The following is a 17,856-nucleotide window of genomic DNA, read 5'->3' on the forward strand; positions in this document are numbered from 1 at the left end:
CCCTTTGATTTTCGTTTTCTATTTATTGTTCTTATAAATTCCTCTTTCCACTGTTCCATCCGGCACATCTGCCGAAATGTCACTATAAATTATATCATAACTGCGCCCCTCTGCCTAGTCCCAAGGTCTTAAGGTTTCTTTAATCTCTCAGGCAAAACCGCCGTTGCCTCCCTCTTTTTTCTCCCTAACGCCTTCCTTCTCCCTTCGCCCCCATTTTATATTCTTTTTTTATCAAAACAGGATTTTTCATCCCATCTTTCCAAAAAAGGTGTATACTAAAGAAAAACAGAAAACTTTATTTTTTATAAAGGAGGTCTTTCTTATGCAGGAAAAAAGAACCCACACACGCGTTCCGGCAAAAGCAATCCATGAAACTCCGGCAAACGGTGTTTTCATCACAAAGAACGATCTGAGAAACTATGGTGCCTTTGCAGGTCTTTTCTTTCTCCTTCTGTCCGCCTTCGCCGTTCTGGGCAGAAAATGCAAAAAGGGCGGAAAAGACAAAAAAGAGAAAAAGGGGAGAAAAGACAAAAAAGACGGGAAATGCTGAGGTTTCGCCTTGCCAAGCCGTTTCCTTTTCGCTATACTATTAGGATAGTATAGGAGGGTTATCCTCCTTTTCAAATGCAGAAAAACCGAAAGGAAGAAAAAAACTATGAAATTAGGTATCGTAGGTCTGCCCAACGTGGGCAAAAGCACCTTATTTAATTCTATGACACTGGGCAAGGCAGAGGCAGCCAATTACCCCTTCTGCACCATCGACCCCAACGTGGGTGTAGTTCCCGTCCCCGATGAACGCCTGGCAAGGCTGACAGAAATGTATGATTCCGCAAAAACAACACCCGCGGTAATCGAATTTGTCGATATTGCAGGTCTGGTACGCGGTGCATCCAAGGGCGAGGGCCTTGGCAATAAATTCCTCAGCCATATCCGCGAGGTGGATGCCATCTGTCATGTTGTCCGCTGCTTTGAGGACACAAACGTTGTCCATGTGGACGGCTCCATCGACCCCATCCGTGATATTGAAACCATCAATCTGGAATTGATTTTCTCCGATATCGAAATTCTGGAACGCCGCATTTCCAAAACCGTAAAGCTCGCAAAGCAGGATAAATCCCTGCAAAGAGAACTGGATATTCTCTTGAAGCTGAAGGAAGCGCTGGAGGCAGGCAAGTCCGCAAGAAGCGTGGAATTTGATGCCCCCGAGGATTATGAATTCGTGCAGACCCTGACACTTCTGACTGCAAAGCCCGTGCTTTATGCCGCAAATGTCACAGAGGATGACTTGGCGGATGACGGTGCATCCAACGAATTTGTCGGCAGAGTCAGAGAATATGCCGCCGCAGAGCATAACGAGGTATTCGTGCTGTGCGCAAAAATCGAGGAGGAAATCTCCGATTTGGACGAAGCGGACAAAAAGGAATTCCTTGCCGAGCTGGGCGTGGAAACCAGTGGTCTGGATCGCCTGATTGCCGCAAGCTATAAGCTTCTGGGCTTAATCAGCTATCTGACCGCAGGGCCGCAGGAATCCCGCGCGTGGACCATCACCAAGGGCACAAAGGCACCGCAGGCGGCAGGCAAAATCCATTCCGATTTTGAACGTGGCTTCATCCGCGCAGAGGTTGTGCATTATGATGACCTCATGCGTCTGGGCTCCTATAATGCCGCAAAGGAGCAGGGCTTAGTCCGCTCCGAAGGCAAAGAATACGTCATGAAGGACGGCGATGTAGTGCTGTTCCGCTTCAATGTATAATCCTAAGTCGAAATCAGACATACAACAAAGCCCCCTATCCTAAGATAGGGGGCTTTTTGATTGCCTTTATTTATTCATCCAGTAAATTTTTAACCAGGAAGGAAACATCCGCCTTTTCCTTCAGAATCCCATTTTCATACATCCAATCCGCATTATTCTGCCATACGGAAACATCCTGAGACAGGAACTTCGCATCCTCTGTTTCCATTACGGGCAGTAGAATCTCCATGCTCTTTGTTTCCACTGTTTTGGAAAGCGGGAAGTTTTCCTCATTCTGGTGGTCAAGCAGAATCTGCAATGCTTCCTCAGGGTTTTCCTTCATGAAGTCAAAGCCCTTGCGGCAGGCACGCAGGAATTTCTCGATTTTTTCGGGGTTTTTATCCACTGCATCCTTCCCTGCCAAAAATACCAGCTCATAGCTCTGGGGAACGCCGTAATCGGTGGGGTAGAAATAGTTGATATCAAAGCCTTCCTCCTCCAGCTGCGGTACCTCGTGGTTTACCATGTTGCCTGTGGTTGCATCCACCTGTCCGGTTGTGGTTGCTGTCAAAAGGTCGAAGCCGACATCTACAAACTGGCAGTCATCCGCAGACAGCCCTACGTTTTTCAGCATAGATGCAATCTGTGCCTCGGAAAGAGCCGTACCGCTATAACCGATTTTCTTGCCTGCCAAATCCTCCGCACCCTTGATGCCGCTTTTTGCAAGGGAAATCACAACATTCAGAGAGCTTTGTGTCACTGCACCGACAGAAACAATGGGAACATTTTCCTCTACTGCCGTCTGGATTGCATCCTGCAAATAGTAAATCCCGATATCCGCCTTGCCTGCCGCCGGCATGGAAATGCCGTCATTTGTGTTGGCAGGAAAGTTGATAACCAGGTTCAGTCCCTCGTCCGCAAAATAGCCCTTCTCCTGCGCTACATACAGGAAGGAATGAATCGCATTGGGATACCAGTCCAGAACAATGTTAAAATCCTCCAGAGCCGTATCATCCGTTTTTGCATCGGTTCCGCCGCCGCAGCCTGCCGCACCGAATGCCAGCACCGCCGCCATGCCAAGTGCCATCAGTTTCTTTTTCATAGCTTACCTTCTCCCTTCGTTCCGCGAGCCGTTACAGCTCTTTTCTCCATGTGATGATTTTCTTTTCTATCAGGATAATGATGCCAACTGCCACCATTGCCACAACGGACAGCAATACCACAGGCGCAAAAACCCCTGCACCGTCCAGCTGTGTCATCATTCGTTTGCTGAAATAGCCAAGCCCCTTCTGCGCCCCAAGCCATTCCGCGATTGCCGCCCCGATTACGCTCATCGGCACAGACATCTTAATTGCGGAAAAGAAATGCGGCAGAGCCGTCGGCAGCTTCAGCTTTAAAAAAATATCCTTTTTTGTTGCACCGTAGGTAAAAAGCAACTCCTCCATTTCCCGCTTCGTCCCCTTCAGACCGTCAAAAACGGTAATCGCAATCGGGAAAAACGTCATCAGAATTGTCACAAGCACCTTACTCCAGATGCCGTAGCCAAACCAGAGGATAAACAGCGGCGCAAGGGCCGTTGTGGGAATCGTCTGGGATGCAATGATAACGGGGTAAAGCGTTTTTTCCAGTCTCGGATTCCAGTCCATCGAAATCGCAAGCAAAAGCCCCAGCACCACGGAAATGCAAAGCCCCAGTGCAGTAACGCCCATCGTTGCCGGCAGATGCACCAGAAGCAGCGGCTCTCTCAGCTCCCACAGCCGTACCAGAATCTGCGTGGGCGAGGGCAGGATATACGCCGCATTGATGCCCATTGCCGCCCCCTGCCAGAAAAGCAGGAGGATAAATACCAGTATCAAAGAAGAAATGTTTCGTTTCATAAGCGCACACTCCTTCTCAGCTTCCCAATCAGCCGTTCCTTCAAATCGACGATTTCGGGCTTTTTCAGATCATTTCTGTCCCGATGGGCAGGCAGAGGCACCTCTACCATCTCCATCGAAGAAAACGGTCTGTCCTGTATCACAAAAATCTTCTTCGACAGGAACACCGCCTCCTCTACGTCATGCGTGATAAAAAGAATCGTCTTATGGTAATGCTCCCATTGCTCCAGCAGCCATTCCTGCATTTCCACCCTCGTCAGGTAGTCCAGTGCGGAAAACGGCTCATCCAGCAGGAGCATATCCGCCCCCGAAAGCAGCGTGCGCGCAAAGGAAACCCTCTGCTTCATGCCGCCCGATAAATCCTTCGGGTATTTTTTCATATATTCCAGAAGCCCCACCTGCGTCAGCACATCCCTGCACCGCTTCGCCTGTTCCGCCGCAGGCACACCTGCCAGCTCCATCGGCAAACAGATATTTTTCTCAATCGTCCGCCATGGAAAAAGCAAATCCTTCTGCGGCATAAAGGCACTGTATTGCTTCTGCTCGCGGATGGGTCTCCCGTTCACCAGAATCTCGCCCTTCTGCAGCTGCTCCAATCCGTTGATTAAACGGAAAATCGTGCTTTTGCCACAGCCGCTCGCCCCGATGATCGAAACGAAATCCCCCTCCTCTACGGAAAAGGAAAGGTTCTCCATCATGGGGAACTCGTCCACCGCATAGCGGAAGGAAACATTTTTAAATTCCAACATCATCTGTACACCATTCCTTCTGTCTGCAAAGCTTCTCTTGCAGAGCCCTTTTTATTCAGGGATCTCCTCATAAGCCATATCCCAGAACATTGCCTCATAGCGGCTGCAGTTTTCAAAAATCTCCTTCAGATGCGCTTCTCTTTCCGCAGAAATATCCTTCCCCAGTTCGTTTACCAGATCAATGATTTCCTGTGTGGTTTCGCAGTATTCCTTGCTGCAATAGCCGCGCACCCATTCGCCGTACAAAGGATGCTCCAATGCCCCCGGTACATGCTGATGGTGCTCCCCAATCATCTGATAGCTCCATGCACAGGAAAGCACCGCCACCAGAATTTCCAGAGGGCCGCCCTTATATGCCTCATCCAGCATATAGGAGGTGTAGGACTGATTCGTCAGTGTGGATTTCGTGGTTGCTACCTCCTGCTCCGTAATCCCCAGACGGGACATATACGCCTTATGGATATTCATTTCGCCATCCAAGGTATCATGCACCATATAGGAAAAGCGTGTCATCAGTGCCTCGTCCTCTGTTTTCACCACGCCCATCGCAAATACCTTCGCATACTGCAAAAGATAACGATAATCCTGCACCATATAAAAACGGAATCTGTCCTCGCGCAGTGTCCCTTCGCCCAGTTCCTTTACAAAGGGCTGTTCCAGGTACCCGTCCCAGATAGGCTTTGCCACTGCATATAATCTGTCTGTCAAGCTCATGTTCTTCTTCCTTTCTTTTTCCTTTCCTCCGCAATAGAAAAGACCTTCTCCCATCGGGAAAAGGTCTGTTTGCTTTCCTTGTTTCGCTTCCCTCCGTTGGCATTAACCACATCAAGTTCAAAGGGTTGGCATTTCATCCTCTCAGCTGCATCAGCACCCCCAGCTTTTTGCTTTATTTCCTTGATTATAGCATATTTTTTTAAAATGGCAAATACTTCTTTTCTCAATTAGGGAAATTACGGGGAAAGCGCCTGTCGCTTTTCACAAAAATTTCAAAAAAACTTAAAATAATTTTACTTTACTTTTTCCGGAAAATGACTACACTAAAGAAGGTGCAACACGATAAGTTGCCGAACTACCGCGGAAGGGTTCGGGAAACCGTTTCGGTGTCCCGAATGGCATCCGCAGAGCGGGCTTTGCCCACTCGAGGAAAACTGCAAGTTTCTAAGCATTTATGCTGACGGAACTTGTCAGTTTATTCTTCTGTCCAACAAGTCAAAAACCTGTTTTTGACTTAATTTTTTAGAAAGGAACCCCGGCTATGGATTACGATACCCAACTGATTAACCTTGCCCTTGATGCAGGCGAAATCATGCTTGCCTCAGGCGCAGAAACCTTCCGTGTGCAGGATACCATGCAGCGGATTCTCTCCGTTTCCGGCAAGGAAAAAATAGAAGCCCTGGCAATGTGTACCCTTCTGATGGTCACCTTGCCACGAGAGGAAAAGGGCCCTCTCTCTATGGCGCGCGCCGTCAAAAACCGCGATTTGAATTTTGAAAAAATCTGCGCCGTCAATGATATGTCCCGCGCCTTCGTCTCCGGCAAAATCAGCGTCACCGAAGCCTTAGACCATTGCCGAAATATTTATCATGCCCCGAATTTCAAGTTCCGCACGCGCGTCTTCGGCTATGCTCTCAGCGGTGCCTGCTTTGCGTTTATGGTCGGCGGCTCTGTGCAGGATTTTCTGGTATCCTTCGTCATTGCCCTTCTCATGGGCTGTACGCTGGTCTATCTGGAACGCAAGAAGATTCCCTTCTTTGTCGCCCCTCTGATGGGCGGTCTGGTTACGGGTCTTGCCGCCTGCACGGCGCATGTGTTCCTTCCTGCCACCCAGCTGGATAAGCTGATTATCGGTACCATGAAGGTGCTTCTGCCGGGGCTTGCGCTTTCCAAGGCAATGCGAGATTTGCTTGAGGGCAACCTCATCAGCGGCAATTCCAAGGTGGTTGAGGTTCTGCTCATTGCCTGCTCCATCGCCGCAGGGGTTGCTGTTGCGCTGACGCTGTTTCAAATGACTGAATGAACGGAGGAAATCCTATGAATACAACCTTGTTTTTCTATCTTGTGCATCCCTTGGTTGCGCTCTTTGCAAGCGTAGGCTATGCCATCGTCTGCAATGCCCCCCGGAAGGAAATCCCCTATTGCGGGCTGACCGCCTTCCTCTGCTGGCTGGTTTATCAGCTTGTCCTTCGGCATGATGGCTCGTCCTTTCTGGCAACGCTTCTGGCAACCTTTGCCGCAACAGGCTTTGCGCGCTTTCTTTCCTACCACCGCATGCTCCCGACGATTGTCTATCATATCCCCGGCATCCTGCCTTTGGTACCCGGTGCGGCGGTCTATCGCTGCATCACCTCTGCCATGGAAAGCCGCGTGCTGGAAACAACCGCAAATATTCTGACTGCGCTAAAGCTGGCAGGTGCCATCGGCATCGGCTCTGTTATCATTCTGGTTCTGCCGCAGGCATGGTTCTCTTTCTTCCCCAGATTAAAGAGAAAAAACAGCTGAGCCGAATTTTATCAAACGAAAGGAGAAACGCCTTATGGATAACGATACGAAGCTTATCAATCTCGCTCTGGATGCAGGCGAAATCATGCTGAAAAACGGCGCAGAAACCTTCCGTGTGCAGGATACCATGAAACGGATTCTCTCCACCACAGGCAGAGAAAAAATCGAAGCAACCGCCATCTCCACCGCCCTCATCGTCACCCTCCCGCGTGAGGAAAAGGGTCCCCTTTCCATGATGCGCGGTGTCCGCACCCGTACCATCAATTTTGAAAAGGTCTGCGAGGTCAATGATATGTCCCGCGCCTTTGTTTCGGGCAAAATCTCTCTGGATGAGGCCATTGAGCGTCTGAAGGAAATCCATCAGTTTTCCTTCTATCCCCTCCCGATTCGCGTTTTCGGCTACGGTCTGATTTCGGGCTGCTGCTCCTTTCTGGATACGCCCTTCTTTCTGGATGGCTGCATTGCCTTTGTCATCGGGCTGTTTTTAGGCTGTCTGGATATCTGGCTTGGCAAAAAGAAAATCCCCTATTTCTTCGGGCCGTTTCTGGGTGGTGTTGCGGCAGCATGTCTTGCCTGCCTCATTCAGCCGCGCTTCCCCTCGGCGCATATCGGCACCATCATCATCGGCAGCATCATGCCGCTTCTGCCGGGTATGACCTTCGCAAAGTCCATGCGTGACCTGCTGGAAGGCAACCTCATCAGCGGCTACACCAAGGCGGTCGAAGCCCTTGTCATTGCCTGCTCTCTGGCAGGCGGTGTCGGTCTGACCCTGTCCTATTTCATGTAATGCGCATAAAAAAGCGAAGGCTATCAGCTTCTGATTTCCTTCGCTTCTTTTTTTATGCTTCTTTATAGTTCTCTCCTGCCCTCCAAGGCTCTGGAAAGCGTAATCTCATCCACATATTCCAAATCGCCGCCAACCGGAACACCGTTTGCGATTCTTGTCACCTTCACATCCAAGGGCTTCAGCAGCTTTGCAAGATACATCGCCGTTGCCTCCCCCTCCACATTCGGGTTGGTCGCAAGAATGACCTCCTCCACCGTGCCGTCTATGCGGCTGAGCAGTTCCCGAATATGAATATCCTGCGGGCCAATGCCCGTCATGGGAGAAATTGCTCCATGCAGCACATGATACACGCCATGGAATTCCTTCGTCCGTTCATACGCCGCCATATCTCTGGGGTCCTCCACCACCATAATCACCGAATGGTCGCGCTTCGGGTTCGCGCAGACGGGGCAGATTTCCTCCTCTGTCAGGTTGCAGCAGACAGAACAGTATTTCACCTCGTCCTTCGCCGCAAGAATGGCTTCGGAAAGCGCCGCCACCTTCTCTCTTGGCAAATTGATGATGTGAAATGCCAGTCTCTGTGCGGATTTTCCGCCAATCCCCGGCAGTGCCGCCAGTTCCTCAATGAGCCTTGTCATCGGGTTGCCGTAATAATTCATGCTGTCCCTTCTTTATCAGAACATACCGCCTAAGCCGCCGGTCATTCTGCCCATTTCTGCGTTATACATTTCCTCTACCTGACGAATTGCCTCGTTCACAGCGGAAATGATTAAATCCTCCAGCATTTCCACATCATCGGGATCTACCACATCGGGGTTGATTTTCAGCTCCTGAATTTCCTTTTTCCCTGTGATGACAACCTTCACAGCGCCGCCGCCGCTGGTCATTTCCAATGTCTTTGCCTGCAGCTCCTCCTGCTTTTCCATCATTTGTTTCTGCATTTTCTGCGCCTGCTTCATGAGGTTATTCATATTCATACCACCCATGCCGCCGGGAAAACCGCCTTTTGCCATGTCTGATTCCTCCTTATATTTCATAAACCTAATCTTTCTTATTTTATCTGAAATTGCGCCGTCTGGCAAGTGTCATTCCACATCCGCCTCCGGAAAATACTGCCCCAGAAGGCTTGCAAATTCCGCATCCGCCTCCGCAGAGGGTGTCTCCTCCTCCTTGCCGTATGCCGCTTCTCTCCATTTTTCATATTCATCCTTCGTGGTGGTTCGCAGCTCGAAGCTTTTGCCCGTTTCCTTCTCCAGAACTGCCGCAATCTTGTCCATGCCGCGCTGAATCATATCCGTGAGCGCAGGATATGCGCAGATGAGATAGAGAAATTCATCCTCCTTGAAGCCGATTTCCACCTGTGCAAGCTTCGCCTTCAGCACCGCATCATTCACATCATTTCGCAGCAACGCCCATTTCTCCTGTACTTCCTTCCTGTCCTCTGGCAATGCAGGAGGTCTGCGCTTGGGCTTTGGCTTTTCCTTCGGCTTTTCTGTCGGTGCCGCCTGCGTGATGGCAGCCGGCACGCCTTCTTCCATCTTCCGCTCCAGCTCGCCCAGTCTTGCCGCCAGGGCAGTCAAATCCTTCTCCGTCCATGGCGCACAAAGCTTCATCAGCTCCACCTCCAGCAGAATCCGCTCATTCGTTGCCCATTTCATTTCGCTCTGCAAATCGGAAAATTTCCCGATGAAATAAATCAGCTCCTCCGGAGAAAGCACTCCTGCCGCCTTTTTCAGCCGTTCTCCGTCCTCCGCGGATAAATCCAGAATCCGCGTCACATCGGGCAGCGTTGCCGCCATCAGCAGGTTCCGCAAATGCTGCAAAAGCTCCGTCACAAATTGCTTCACGTCTCTCCCGTCCTGCATCATCTGCTCCACCAGAAGCATTGCCTCTTTCGCATCCCGTTTCGCAAGCGCGTCCGTCATTTCAAAGAAAATCGTCTGGTCAACCGCACCCATAATGTCCAGTACCTTTTCCAGCGTCACCTCCTCGCCGCTGAAAAACGCAAGGCACTGGTCTAAAATACTCAGCGAATCACGCATCGAGCCGTCCCCCAGATGTGCCACATAGCGCACCGCCTCAGGGGTCGCCTGCTGTCCCTCCTCCTTCAGATAGCCCATCAGCGTTTGGGCAATCGTCTCCGTGGTAATCCTGCGGAAATCAAACCGCTGTACGCGCGAAAGAATCGTTGCCGGCACCTTCTGTGGGTCTGTTGTCGCCAGAATGAAAATCACATGTGCAGGCGGCTCCTCCAGTGTTTTCAGAAGCGCATTGAACGCCGCCGCCGAAAGCATGTGTACCTCGTCAATGATATAGACCTTATATTTCCCCTGTGTCGGCGGATATTTCACTTCCTCGCGAATCTCGCGGATGTTGTCCACACCGTTGTTGGAGGCCGCGTCAATCTCAATCACGTTGACACTTCTCCCTGCCAGAATATCCTTACAAACGGCACACTCGTTGCAGGGCTCGCCGTCCGCCGTGGGGTTCGTGCAGTTGATGGCTCTGGCAAAAATCTTCGCCGTAGAGGTTTTCCCTGTGCCCCTTGTGCCGCAAAACAGATACGCATGGGACACACGCCCCGTTTTCATCTGATTTTTCAGCGTTCTGACGATATGCTCCTGCCCGATGACGCTCTCAAACGTCTGTGGGCGGAATTTTCGATATAAAGCCGTATAAGCCATAAGCACACTCCTCTTTTTTTCCGAATCAAATCGGACATTCTTTTGCTATGATACCACAGTTTTCGGAAAAATGATACTCTCCTTACGCCGCATGCACAGGCAGGGTGACAGCAAAGGTTGTCCCCTGTGCATCGCTTTTTGCAATGCGGATTGTGCCGCCGTGCAGCTCCACAATCTTCCGCACCAGCGTCAGTCCCAGCCCTACGCCGCCATACGCCCGACTACGCGATTTATCCACACGGAAGAACGGTTGAAAAACGGTTTCTCTGTCTGCTTCGGGAATCCCGCTTCCCGTATCCTGCACCAGAATCTCCACCGTATCCGCCCGTTCCTCTGCCGAAACGCGCACCGCTCCGCCCTCTTTGTTGTAGCGAATGGCATTTTCCACCAGATTAAACAGCAGACGATACAGCAGAATATCACTTCCCTGCAAAAGCACCTCTCCCGTCGCTTCCTGCAAAAGTGAAATCTGCCGCTTCTCTGCCATAGGGGAAAGGTCTGCCAGCACCTCCTCAATCAGTGCCGTCAGCTCTACCGCCTCCGCCCGTTCAATCGTGTTCATTTCGCTCATTTCCAGAAGCGTTTTCACCAATTTTGAAAGCCGCTCCGTCTGCTCCTTCAGCATGGCAAGCAGCTCCGCCGTTTCTGCGTCCATGTCGGGGTGCGGCATTTCCTCGTATAATTCCAGCTGCGCCTGCATCATTGCCAAGGGTGTGCGGAATTCATGCGCCGCATTGCCGTTAAACTCCTGCAAGGAAGAAAACGCATCCGAAAGCCGCCGCACCATGGCCTCAAAGGAATGGCTGAGTGCCTGAAATTCGGGAATCTGCTGCTCCTCCGATTGATATTGCGTTAAATTCTCCACTTGAATTTGCGCAATTCTGTCGGAAAAGCTTCTGAGCGGTCTAAGGGCATAGCCGCTCACAAAATAAGTAATACAGCCGCTCACCAGCGTAATCAGAAGGGTAATCAGCCAGCTGCTGAGCGTAAAAATTTTCTTGGTATCGTTGATTTGTATTTCAAAATCGGGAGGAAGCTGCTCCACATCCGCGTCAGGAATGGAAATCATAAAATCCGCCGTCGGTGTCTGATGGAAGATGGCCTGCCCCAGCTTATCCATATAAAACATGCCTGCTCTGGAAAGTGCCAGATTCAAAAAAATACAGGTAGCGGCAATCAGCACCGCCGTCATCAGCGTCAGTCTCCATTGTAAAGAAAGTCGCTTCATTTCCGCTCTCCCCCTATCCGATATCCTTCCCCGACCTTGTTTGTAATCGGGTCATAGTTCAGCTCTGCCTTCAGCTTCTTTCGCAGCGCAGAAATATGCACCCGAATGGAATTGCTGAAGGCATCCACACTGCCGTCCCAGACATGCTCCATCAGCTCCTCCTGGCTGATTGGTCTGCCCTGATGCAAAAGCAGATATTCCAGAATCCCCTTTTCCTTTCTGGTCAGACGAATCTGCTTCCCATTTACAAGGGTCTCTCTGGTGCGGGTATCAAAGGAAATGCCGCCGCAAACCAAGGCTGTGCTTTGCTGAATGAACTGCCTGCGTGTCAGGCTGCGCACCCTTGCCGCCAGCTCCTGCAAATGAAAGGGCTTTTCCAGATAATCGTTCGCCCCTGCATCCAGGCCCGCAACCTTATCCGCAACCTGACTGCGTGCGGATAAAATCAGCACCTTTGTTTCCGCATCCGTTTGGCGCAGCCGCTCCAAAACCTCCATGCCGTCCATCCCCGGCAAATGCAAATCCAGCACAATCAAGTCATACTGCTCTATCAAAAGCCGCTCCAACGCCTCTGCCCCGTCATAGCAGCAATCCACCTCATAGCCTGCATGGTGCAGGCTTTTGGCGATGGTATCGCAAAGCATCCGCTCATCCTCAACCACCAAAAGCTTCATGGCTCTGCCTCCTTTCCGATTTCCTTCACTTTTTTCCTTTTTTAGTATACCATAAAGAAATAAAATAAAAATTAAGATTTTTCTTAACAGAGATTTTATTTCGGATGTTGTATACTGGTTTCATCAAAAAAATAAAAACGAAACAGTCCCCCCTTGAACGAAAGGAAGAAATCCATGAAAAAAGAACTCGCAACGCCGGTTTTTCAGCTTGTCGCTCTTGCACTCGGCATCGGCATGATGGGCTACGGCGCATATCGCGGAGAGGCAGCTGTTGTGCTCTCTAAAGCAATCAAATTATGTCTGGAGTGTGTCGGCATTGGCTAAAAAACAAATAAAATCCTATCTTCTGGCAAGAATACGAGGAGGTATTCAGCTTTTGGCAACGCTTTTGAGCAACCTCCATCTGCCAAATTTCCTGAAAGGCACCATCTTTCAGGGCAGCACCAAGCAGGTCTGCGTACCCGGTCTGAATTGCTATTCCTGCCCGGGGGCAGCGGGTGCTTGTCCCATCGGGGCCATGCAGGCAGTGGTCGGCTCCTCAAAGTTCAAGTTTTCCTATTATATCACGGGAATGTTGATTTTCATCGGCGTTCTGCTGGGAAGATTTGTCTGCGGCTTTCTCTGCCCGTTCGGTTGGTTTCAGGACCTGCTGCATAAAATCCCGACAAAGAAATTTTCAACCAAAAAACTCAGTGGTCTTCGCTATCTGAAATATCTCATTTTGGTTGTTATGGTTTTTCTTCTGCCTGCGCTTGTGGTAAACGTAGTCGGCATGGGAAACCCCTTCTTCTGCAAATATCTTTGTCCGCAGGGGGTGTTGGAGGGTGCCATTCCGCTCTCCCTCGCCAGCACGAGCATCCGCTCCGCCCTCGGCTCGCTGTTTGCATGGAAAAGCTGTGTGCTTGCGGCTGTGATTATCCTAAGCATACTGTTCTATCGCCCCTTCTGCAAATGGATTTGCCCCTTGGGTGCGTTTTACGCATGGTTTAACCGCATTTCCCTTTTGCAACTTCAGGTGGATCAAAACAAATGTATCTCCTGCGGCAAATGCGGCAGGGTGTGCAAAATGGACGTTGCTGTTCCTCAGACACCGAATCATAACGAATGTATCCGCTGCGGTGCCTGCATCACAGCCTGTCCCACACAAGCAATTCACTATCAATACGGATGTAAAAAACAGAAAACGGAGGAAACAAAATGAAAAAAAGAATTTTACTTTTCGCAGTCTCTCTTATTTTCGTCCTCGGCTTCACTGCCTGCGGCAAGGCAAAGCAAAGCGCGGAGGAACTGATTCAGCAGGAAAATGAAATCATCGCAGAGCATCAGGATTTATGGGATCTCGCTTTTAATGCGGTAGATAAGGACACTGTCGGCTCTCAAACAGGCGATTATGCCGATTTTCTGAAAATGGCACTGGAAAATATAAAGGATCAGCTGAGCAGCGAGGATTTCAAGACCCTGAGTGAGGATGTCAAAAAAATCAAGGCTCTGGAAGAGCAGCTTGCCGCTTTGCCGCAGGAGGACAGCAACCCCACAGGCACCTCTCTGGACAGCGCAAAGAGCTTTCCCGCCTTTACCGGCAAGGACTTTGACGGCAATGCCGTAGATGAAAGCCTGTTTACCAACAATAGCGTAACTCTGGTAAATTTCTGGTTCAACGGCTGCAGTCCTTGCGTTGGGGAGCTGCCTGCCCTGCAAAAGCTGCATGATTCCCTACAGGAAAAGGGCGGTGCCGTTGTCGGCATCAACGTGGAAACTCTGGATGAAAACGAGGATACCATTGCTGCCGCAAAGGAAATTATGAAAAAGCAGGGTGCATCCTATCAGAACATCTATTTCGATTCCGATAGCGAGGCAGGTAAGCTGGCACTTTCTGTAATGACCTTCCCCACCTCTGTTCTCATTGACAGCGAAGGCAATATTGTAGGTGATGTCATCGTGGGCGGTCTGGATAACGAAAAGACCATGGCAAGTGTGCAGAAGCAAATTGATGAAATTTTAGCAAAATAAGAAAAAAGCATAAAAGAAAAAGCAGGTGTTGTCGGCGAAAGCCACAGCCCTGCTTTTTTTGCTGTTTTGATTGTTTCAAAAATAAATAAGGTCCGCACACCCGCTGTTGCCACAGCGCCCCACGCGTTACCTTCTTCCACGGCTCCATTCAGGCACCCTTACTACACACACAAGTAGACTGCTTAGTGCTGCTGCCTTCCGACCCTGACACGATTCACAGGCTCATGTTGCGTAAGACCCAAACTTCAACACCGCTTTCAAAGGGCAGACCATCAAGCCCTGCGTCGAAAGCGAGCATCACCCTCACTATAGCGGATTGTGAGTACAGGGCACCGCTACCACCCCGGCTAGTGCGGAAATATCATCACTCCCAAGCCGAAGCCACAGGAGAATTTCACTGATATAACTATGTTATTATACACGCTCATTGGTTTTCTGTCAATGGCGCTGCATTGGCATTTTTACGAAAACGCTTAAAAAATCGCTTCATAATCTCGCTGCATTGGGGCTGCAAAACGCCCTCCTCCACTGCCACCTGATGGTTGAGCCTTGGTTCATTCAGCACATCCAGCACAGAGCCGGCGCAGCCTGCCTTGCTGTTTCTTGTCCCGAAAACCACCCTTGGGATGCGTGCCTGCACGATTGCCCCCGCGCACATCGGGCAAGGCTCTACGGTAACATAAAGCACACAATCCTCCAGCCGCCAATCCCCCACGACTTTCGCCGCCGCATCAATCACGTCAATCTCCGCGTGGCGCAGAGGATTTTTGTCGGTATTGCGCAGGTTATGCCCTCTTGCGATAATCTCGCCGTTTCGCACCATCACCGCGCCAATCGGCACCTCGCCTGCCGCAAGCGCCTTCTCCGCCTCCGCCAGTGCTTCTGTCATATATTTCTCGGATTCCGTCATTTTTATTCCTCCGCAGCCAGATAGAGCTGTCCCCTTCTGTCCTCATTATCCGCAACGAACCAGTAGTCCTCCCTGCCGTTTCCGTCAAAATCGCAGGGATAGATGCACTGTCCGTACTGGATATCCTCATTCGCGGTTTTCAGTCCTTTTTCCGTCAGGATATATCGAATCGTGGTAGCCGTGGTATCGCAGGCATAAATTTCCTGCACGCCGTCCCCATTCAGGTCGCCGCTCATAAGCGGGCCATAGAAGTTTTCCACGCCCACATGCGTACTCCAAAGCTTACGGAAGCTGTCATTCACCGCATGGTAAACATACAAATCCATCCCGTCCGTCAGAATATATTCCTTTACACCGTCCCCATCCAAATCCGTGATGTGGCACTGCGTCACCTGATGGCGCAGCTTTCTTGTGCCGGTATTCTGCCAGCTGCCGTCCTTTTCCTCATAAATCTCCATATTTTTATCAATAAAAAGATACAGCCTGCCGTTCTCCGCGCCCAGTGCAGTGCAAAGCTCCCCCTCCAGAGGGATTTCCCCTGCCACGTTCAGTCTGGAATCGTAAAGCATCACCCGTTCCGCGCGCGTATAGGTCTTTTCGCTTTCGCCCTCGCCGCTTTCCTCAATACTGGAAACCAGAACCGCCAGTCTTGCGTCATCCTCCTTTAAAAACGCCGCCGAGGTCGCCTCTAAGCCGCGCCCATAGGAAAAGCTGCGGTAACGGCTCAGCCCGTTGGAATAGCGGTAGACCTCTGCCTTGCCGCCACGAATGGAAACCGCCAGCCGCCGTCCCTTCGCATCCTGCCCGACAGAGTAAATCCCCTCTGCGGAAAATTCCCCTCTGCCCATGCGGAAGGAGGTCGGCATCCCTGTCCAGCTTTCATACGCCCGAAAGCCGCCGTCCGCCAGAAACGGGTTGCGCTCCTTCAGGCTGTAATAGCCGTTATCATAGCCACCGCTGTAGGCCACCCCTGCCAGAGAGCCGCCTACAAACCAGCATTGCAGTGTCCCTGCCGCATCGCCGTTATAGTGCAGCAGCGCCGCCTGCGCCAGTACGGCATCCTGTCCTGCCTTTCCCTTCAGGTTATATTCGCAGGCGGAGGAGGCATCAAACAGCCGTTCATTTTCCTCCGTCGCCTCCGGCACAACTGCCGCCCCAAAACTCAGGCTGCTGTGGTCATATTCCCAATAAAAATCCTCTGTCACCTTGTCGATGGATTCCTCATACGCCTCCTGCTCGGCAGCACTGAGACTAAAGGTATCCTCCTTTGCGCCGCAGCCGCTGAGCAGAAGCAGACTTGCCAGAATCGTCATCCATTTCTTCATAGTATTCCCTCTCTCAAAAAAGAACCGTCCGAAACGCCGCTTTCAGCCGCTCTTTTCGGTTTCCTTCGTTTTCCAGAATGATAAAAACAAGTGCTTCCTTTGTAAGTATATGCTACGATTATACCCTATCCAACCTCAAAAAACAAGCCGCACCAGTGCCACGGCCGCAAAGATGCCGACAAGGTTTGCCAGAAGGGCGCAGGGCAGCGTATATCTCGTTTTCCGAATCCCGACAGAAAGAAAATACAGGCTCATCGTATAAAACACCGTTTCCGTGCAGCTCATCATGACAGAGGCCGTTCTGCCCAGAAAGGAATCCGGGCCATACTTCGCAAAAAGGTCGGTCAGAAGTCCGGTTGCCGCGGAGGAGGAAACCAGCCGCACCAGACTTAACGGTGCCAGCTCTGCCGGAAAGCCGACTGCCTCTGCCGCCGGACGAATCAGCCGCACCAGAATGTCCAAGAGCCCCCCTGCGCGCATCACCTCCACCGCCATCATCAGACCGATTAGGGTCGGCAAAATATCCAGAACCGTCTGCAGACCCTCCTTCGCCCCCTCCAGAAACACCTCATAAATATCCATTCGCTGCAAGCACCCGAATACCACAATGCACAGCACCGTAACAGGAATCAGCAGATCGGATATCATCAGCAGTATCCCCACGCTATCCCCTCCCCTCCAATGCCTTCGCCGCAAGCGTACCAACCAGTGTCGTAAGCATCGTTGCCGCAATCCCCACCCCGATAATCTCCGCCGGATTCTGCGAGCCGTATTCCATGCGGTACGCCAGAATATTCATCGTGACCAGCTGCAGGGAGGTCATGTTCACCGTCAGAAACATACACATTGCCGCCGATGCCCGTCCCTTTTCCTCTCGGTTCAGCCTTTGCAGCTCCTTCATCGCCATCAGTCCGGCAGGTGTTGCCGCCCATCCAAGCCCCAGAAAATTCGCCACAAAATTCGTTGCGATATATTTTCTTGCAGGATGCAGCCGCGGCACGGAGGGAAAGAGAAAATCCATCAGCGGTGTCAGCCTTGCGGCAAGCCGGTCAATCATGCCGCCCCGCTCCGCAATCTTCAGCACCCCCGACCAAACCGAAATTACCCCTGCCATGGCAAGCGCCAGCTCCACCGCAGAGCGTCCGCCGCTTAAAATAGCCCCCGTCACCATATCCATTCTGCCCAGAAACGCGCCCGTCAGAATTCCGCCAATCAAAAAAAAGCCCCAAATGCCGTTTAACATTTCCGCCTCCCCCCTCTCGTTAGTTTATGTTTGCTTCCTTTCTCTCATGAACCTTTTTTCCCCTCATAAAAATTGCAGTAAAAAACTCCGAATCTTCTTCAAAAAATGTGATTTTTGTTGAAAATTGTTCTTTTTTAT

General features: G+C 50.9%; 21 protein-coding genes, 1 other RNA gene and 1 riboswitch. Of the genes, 8 read left to right on the forward strand and 14 right to left on the reverse strand.

Annotated elements, in window-relative coordinates:
• Positions 1 to 322 precede the first annotated feature (322 nt).
• Together GPK49_RS06940 and ychF are read left to right on the forward strand one after the other, a co-directional pair.
• Positions 323 to 550 (forward strand): hypothetical protein, encoded by a 228-nt coding sequence (locus GPK49_RS06940; RefSeq protein ID WP_118582579.1) that lies wholly within the window; start codon positions 323 to 325, stop codon positions 548 to 550.
• 105 nt (positions 551 to 655) lie between these two features.
• The gene (gene ychF / locus GPK49_RS06945; protein ID WP_016406910.1) at positions 656 to 1,753 is read left to right on the forward strand and encodes a redox-regulated ATPase YchF; all 1,098 of its coding nucleotides are present in this window, start codon (positions 656 to 658) and stop codon (positions 1,751 to 1,753) included.
• Positions 1,754 to 1,823: 70 nt separating this feature from the next.
• Here ychF and GPK49_RS06950 read toward each other — a convergent pair whose 3' ends face one another.
• Genes GPK49_RS06950 through tenA form a run of 4 tightly spaced genes read right to left on the reverse strand, consistent with a single transcriptional unit; the run spans position 1,824 to position 5,072 of the window.
• Positions 1,824 to 2,834: an ABC transporter substrate-binding protein gene (locus GPK49_RS06950; protein WP_215677121.1), complete on the reverse strand. Its 1,011-nt coding sequence runs from the start codon at positions 2,832 to 2,834 to the stop codon at positions 1,824 to 1,826.
• Between the two features lie 31 nt (positions 2,835 to 2,865).
• The gene (locus tag GPK49_RS06955; RefSeq protein WP_215677122.1) at positions 2,866 to 3,609 is read right to left on the reverse strand and encodes an ABC transporter permease; all 744 of its coding nucleotides are present in this window, start codon (positions 3,607 to 3,609) and stop codon (positions 2,866 to 2,868) included.
• Positions 3,606 to 4,358 (reverse strand): ABC transporter ATP-binding protein, encoded by a 753-nt coding sequence (locus GPK49_RS06960; protein WP_215677283.1) that lies wholly within the window; start codon positions 4,356 to 4,358, stop codon positions 3,606 to 3,608. The genes GPK49_RS06955 and GPK49_RS06960 overlap by 4 nt, the downstream gene beginning before the upstream one ends.
• Before the next feature lie 51 nt (positions 4,359 to 4,409).
• On the reverse strand, positions 4,410 to 5,072 hold the full coding sequence (gene tenA / locus GPK49_RS06965; protein WP_016406906.1) for a thiaminase II: 663 nt from the start codon (positions 5,070 to 5,072) through the stop codon (positions 4,410 to 4,412).
• A 71-nt stretch (positions 5,073 to 5,143) separates the two neighbouring features.
• A riboswitch (TPP riboswitch) is annotated at positions 5,144 to 5,243 on the reverse strand.
• Positions 5,244 to 5,613: 370 nt separating this feature from the next.
• On the opposite strand from tenA, the gene GPK49_RS06970 reads away from it, so the two are divergent.
• The 3 genes from GPK49_RS06970 to GPK49_RS06980 are packed head-to-tail and all read left to right on the forward strand — an operon-like array spanning position 5,614 to position 7,644.
• Positions 5,614 to 6,375, forward strand: coding sequence for a threonine/serine exporter family protein (locus tag GPK49_RS06970; RefSeq protein WP_215677123.1), 762 nt, complete (start codon positions 5,614 to 5,616; stop codon positions 6,373 to 6,375).
• A 14-nt stretch (positions 6,376 to 6,389) separates the two neighbouring features.
• Complete coding sequence (locus tag GPK49_RS06975; RefSeq protein ID WP_016406904.1) at positions 6,390 to 6,857, forward strand: threonine/serine exporter family protein; 468 nt, start codon at positions 6,390 to 6,392, stop codon at positions 6,855 to 6,857.
• 34 nt (positions 6,858 to 6,891) lie between these two features.
• A complete protein-coding gene (locus GPK49_RS06980) occupies positions 6,892 to 7,644 on the forward strand; it encodes a threonine/serine exporter family protein (protein WP_016406903.1) in 753 nt (250 codons plus the stop codon).
• A gap of 62 nt (positions 7,645 to 7,706) precedes the next feature.
• Here the strand turns inward: GPK49_RS06980 and recR are convergent, their stop codons facing one another.
• The 5 genes from recR to GPK49_RS07005 form a co-directional block, all read right to left on the reverse strand.
• Positions 7,707 to 8,303, reverse strand: coding sequence for a recombination mediator RecR (gene recR / locus GPK49_RS06985; RefSeq protein ID WP_016406902.1), 597 nt, complete (start codon positions 8,301 to 8,303; stop codon positions 7,707 to 7,709).
• 15 nt (positions 8,304 to 8,318) lie between these two features.
• The gene (locus GPK49_RS06990; RefSeq protein ID WP_016406901.1) at positions 8,319 to 8,657 is read right to left on the reverse strand and encodes a YbaB/EbfC family nucleoid-associated protein; all 339 of its coding nucleotides are present in this window, start codon (positions 8,655 to 8,657) and stop codon (positions 8,319 to 8,321) included.
• Between the two features lie 72 nt (positions 8,658 to 8,729).
• Complete coding sequence (gene dnaX / locus GPK49_RS06995; RefSeq protein ID WP_215677124.1) at positions 8,730 to 10,328, reverse strand: DNA polymerase III subunit gamma/tau; 1,599 nt, start codon at positions 10,326 to 10,328, stop codon at positions 8,730 to 8,732.
• Positions 10,329 to 10,410: 82 nt separating this feature from the next.
• On the reverse strand, positions 10,411 to 11,556 hold the full coding sequence (locus GPK49_RS07000) for an ATP-binding protein (protein ID WP_215677125.1): 1,146 nt from the start codon (positions 11,554 to 11,556) through the stop codon (positions 10,411 to 10,413).
• Positions 11,553 to 12,230, reverse strand: a complete 678-nt coding sequence (locus GPK49_RS07005) for a response regulator transcription factor (RefSeq protein WP_215677126.1) — start codon at positions 12,228 to 12,230, stop codon at positions 11,553 to 11,555. Before GPK49_RS07005 ends, GPK49_RS07000 begins: the two co-directional genes overlap by 4 nt.
• 174 nt (positions 12,231 to 12,404) lie before the next feature.
• Here GPK49_RS07005 and GPK49_RS07010 point away from each other — a divergent pair, with 174 nt between their 5' ends.
• Genes GPK49_RS07010 through GPK49_RS07020 form a run of 3 tightly spaced genes read left to right on the forward strand, consistent with a single transcriptional unit; the run spans position 12,405 to position 14,240 of the window.
• On the forward strand, positions 12,405 to 12,554 hold the full coding sequence (locus GPK49_RS07010; protein ID WP_215677127.1) for a CD1871A family CXXC motif-containing protein: 150 nt from the start codon (positions 12,405 to 12,407) through the stop codon (positions 12,552 to 12,554).
• Positions 12,547 to 13,431, forward strand: coding sequence for a 4Fe-4S binding protein (locus GPK49_RS07015; protein WP_277118557.1), 885 nt, complete (start codon positions 12,547 to 12,549; stop codon positions 13,429 to 13,431). Before GPK49_RS07010 ends, GPK49_RS07015 begins: the two co-directional genes overlap by 8 nt.
• On the forward strand, positions 13,428 to 14,240 hold the full coding sequence (locus GPK49_RS07020; protein WP_215677128.1) for a TlpA family protein disulfide reductase: 813 nt from the start codon (positions 13,428 to 13,430) through the stop codon (positions 14,238 to 14,240). The genes GPK49_RS07015 and GPK49_RS07020 overlap by 4 nt, the downstream gene beginning before the upstream one ends.
• 92 nt (positions 14,241 to 14,332) lie before the next feature.
• Here GPK49_RS07020 and ffs read toward each other — a convergent pair.
• The 5 genes from ffs to GPK49_RS07045 form a co-directional block, all read right to left on the reverse strand.
• An RNA gene (ffs, locus tag GPK49_RS07025) (signal recognition particle sRNA large type) lies at positions 14,333 to 14,596 on the reverse strand.
• A 68-nt stretch (positions 14,597 to 14,664) separates the two neighbouring features.
• Complete coding sequence (tadA, locus tag GPK49_RS07030; protein ID WP_215677129.1) at positions 14,665 to 15,150, reverse strand: tRNA adenosine(34) deaminase TadA; 486 nt, start codon at positions 15,148 to 15,150, stop codon at positions 14,665 to 14,667.
• A 2-nt stretch (positions 15,151 to 15,152) separates the two neighbouring features.
• Complete coding sequence (locus GPK49_RS07035) at positions 15,153 to 16,475, reverse strand: FG-GAP repeat domain-containing protein (RefSeq protein ID WP_215677130.1); 1,323 nt, start codon at positions 16,473 to 16,475, stop codon at positions 15,153 to 15,155.
• A 135-nt stretch (positions 16,476 to 16,610) separates the two neighbouring features.
• Positions 16,611 to 17,138, reverse strand: coding sequence for a nucleoside recognition domain-containing protein (locus tag GPK49_RS07040; RefSeq protein ID WP_215677131.1), 528 nt, complete (start codon positions 17,136 to 17,138; stop codon positions 16,611 to 16,613).
• 1 nt (position 17,139) lies between these two features.
• Complete coding sequence (locus GPK49_RS07045) at positions 17,140 to 17,718, reverse strand: nucleoside recognition protein (RefSeq protein ID WP_215677132.1); 579 nt, start codon at positions 17,716 to 17,718, stop codon at positions 17,140 to 17,142.
• Positions 17,719 to 17,856: the final 138 nt, after the last annotated feature.

The sequence above is a fragment of the Clostridium sp. MCC345 genome, from assembly GCF_018785345.1.
GTDB classification, from domain to species: domain Bacteria; phylum Bacillota; class Clostridia; order Lachnospirales; family Anaerotignaceae; genus Anaerotignum_A; species Anaerotignum_A faecicola.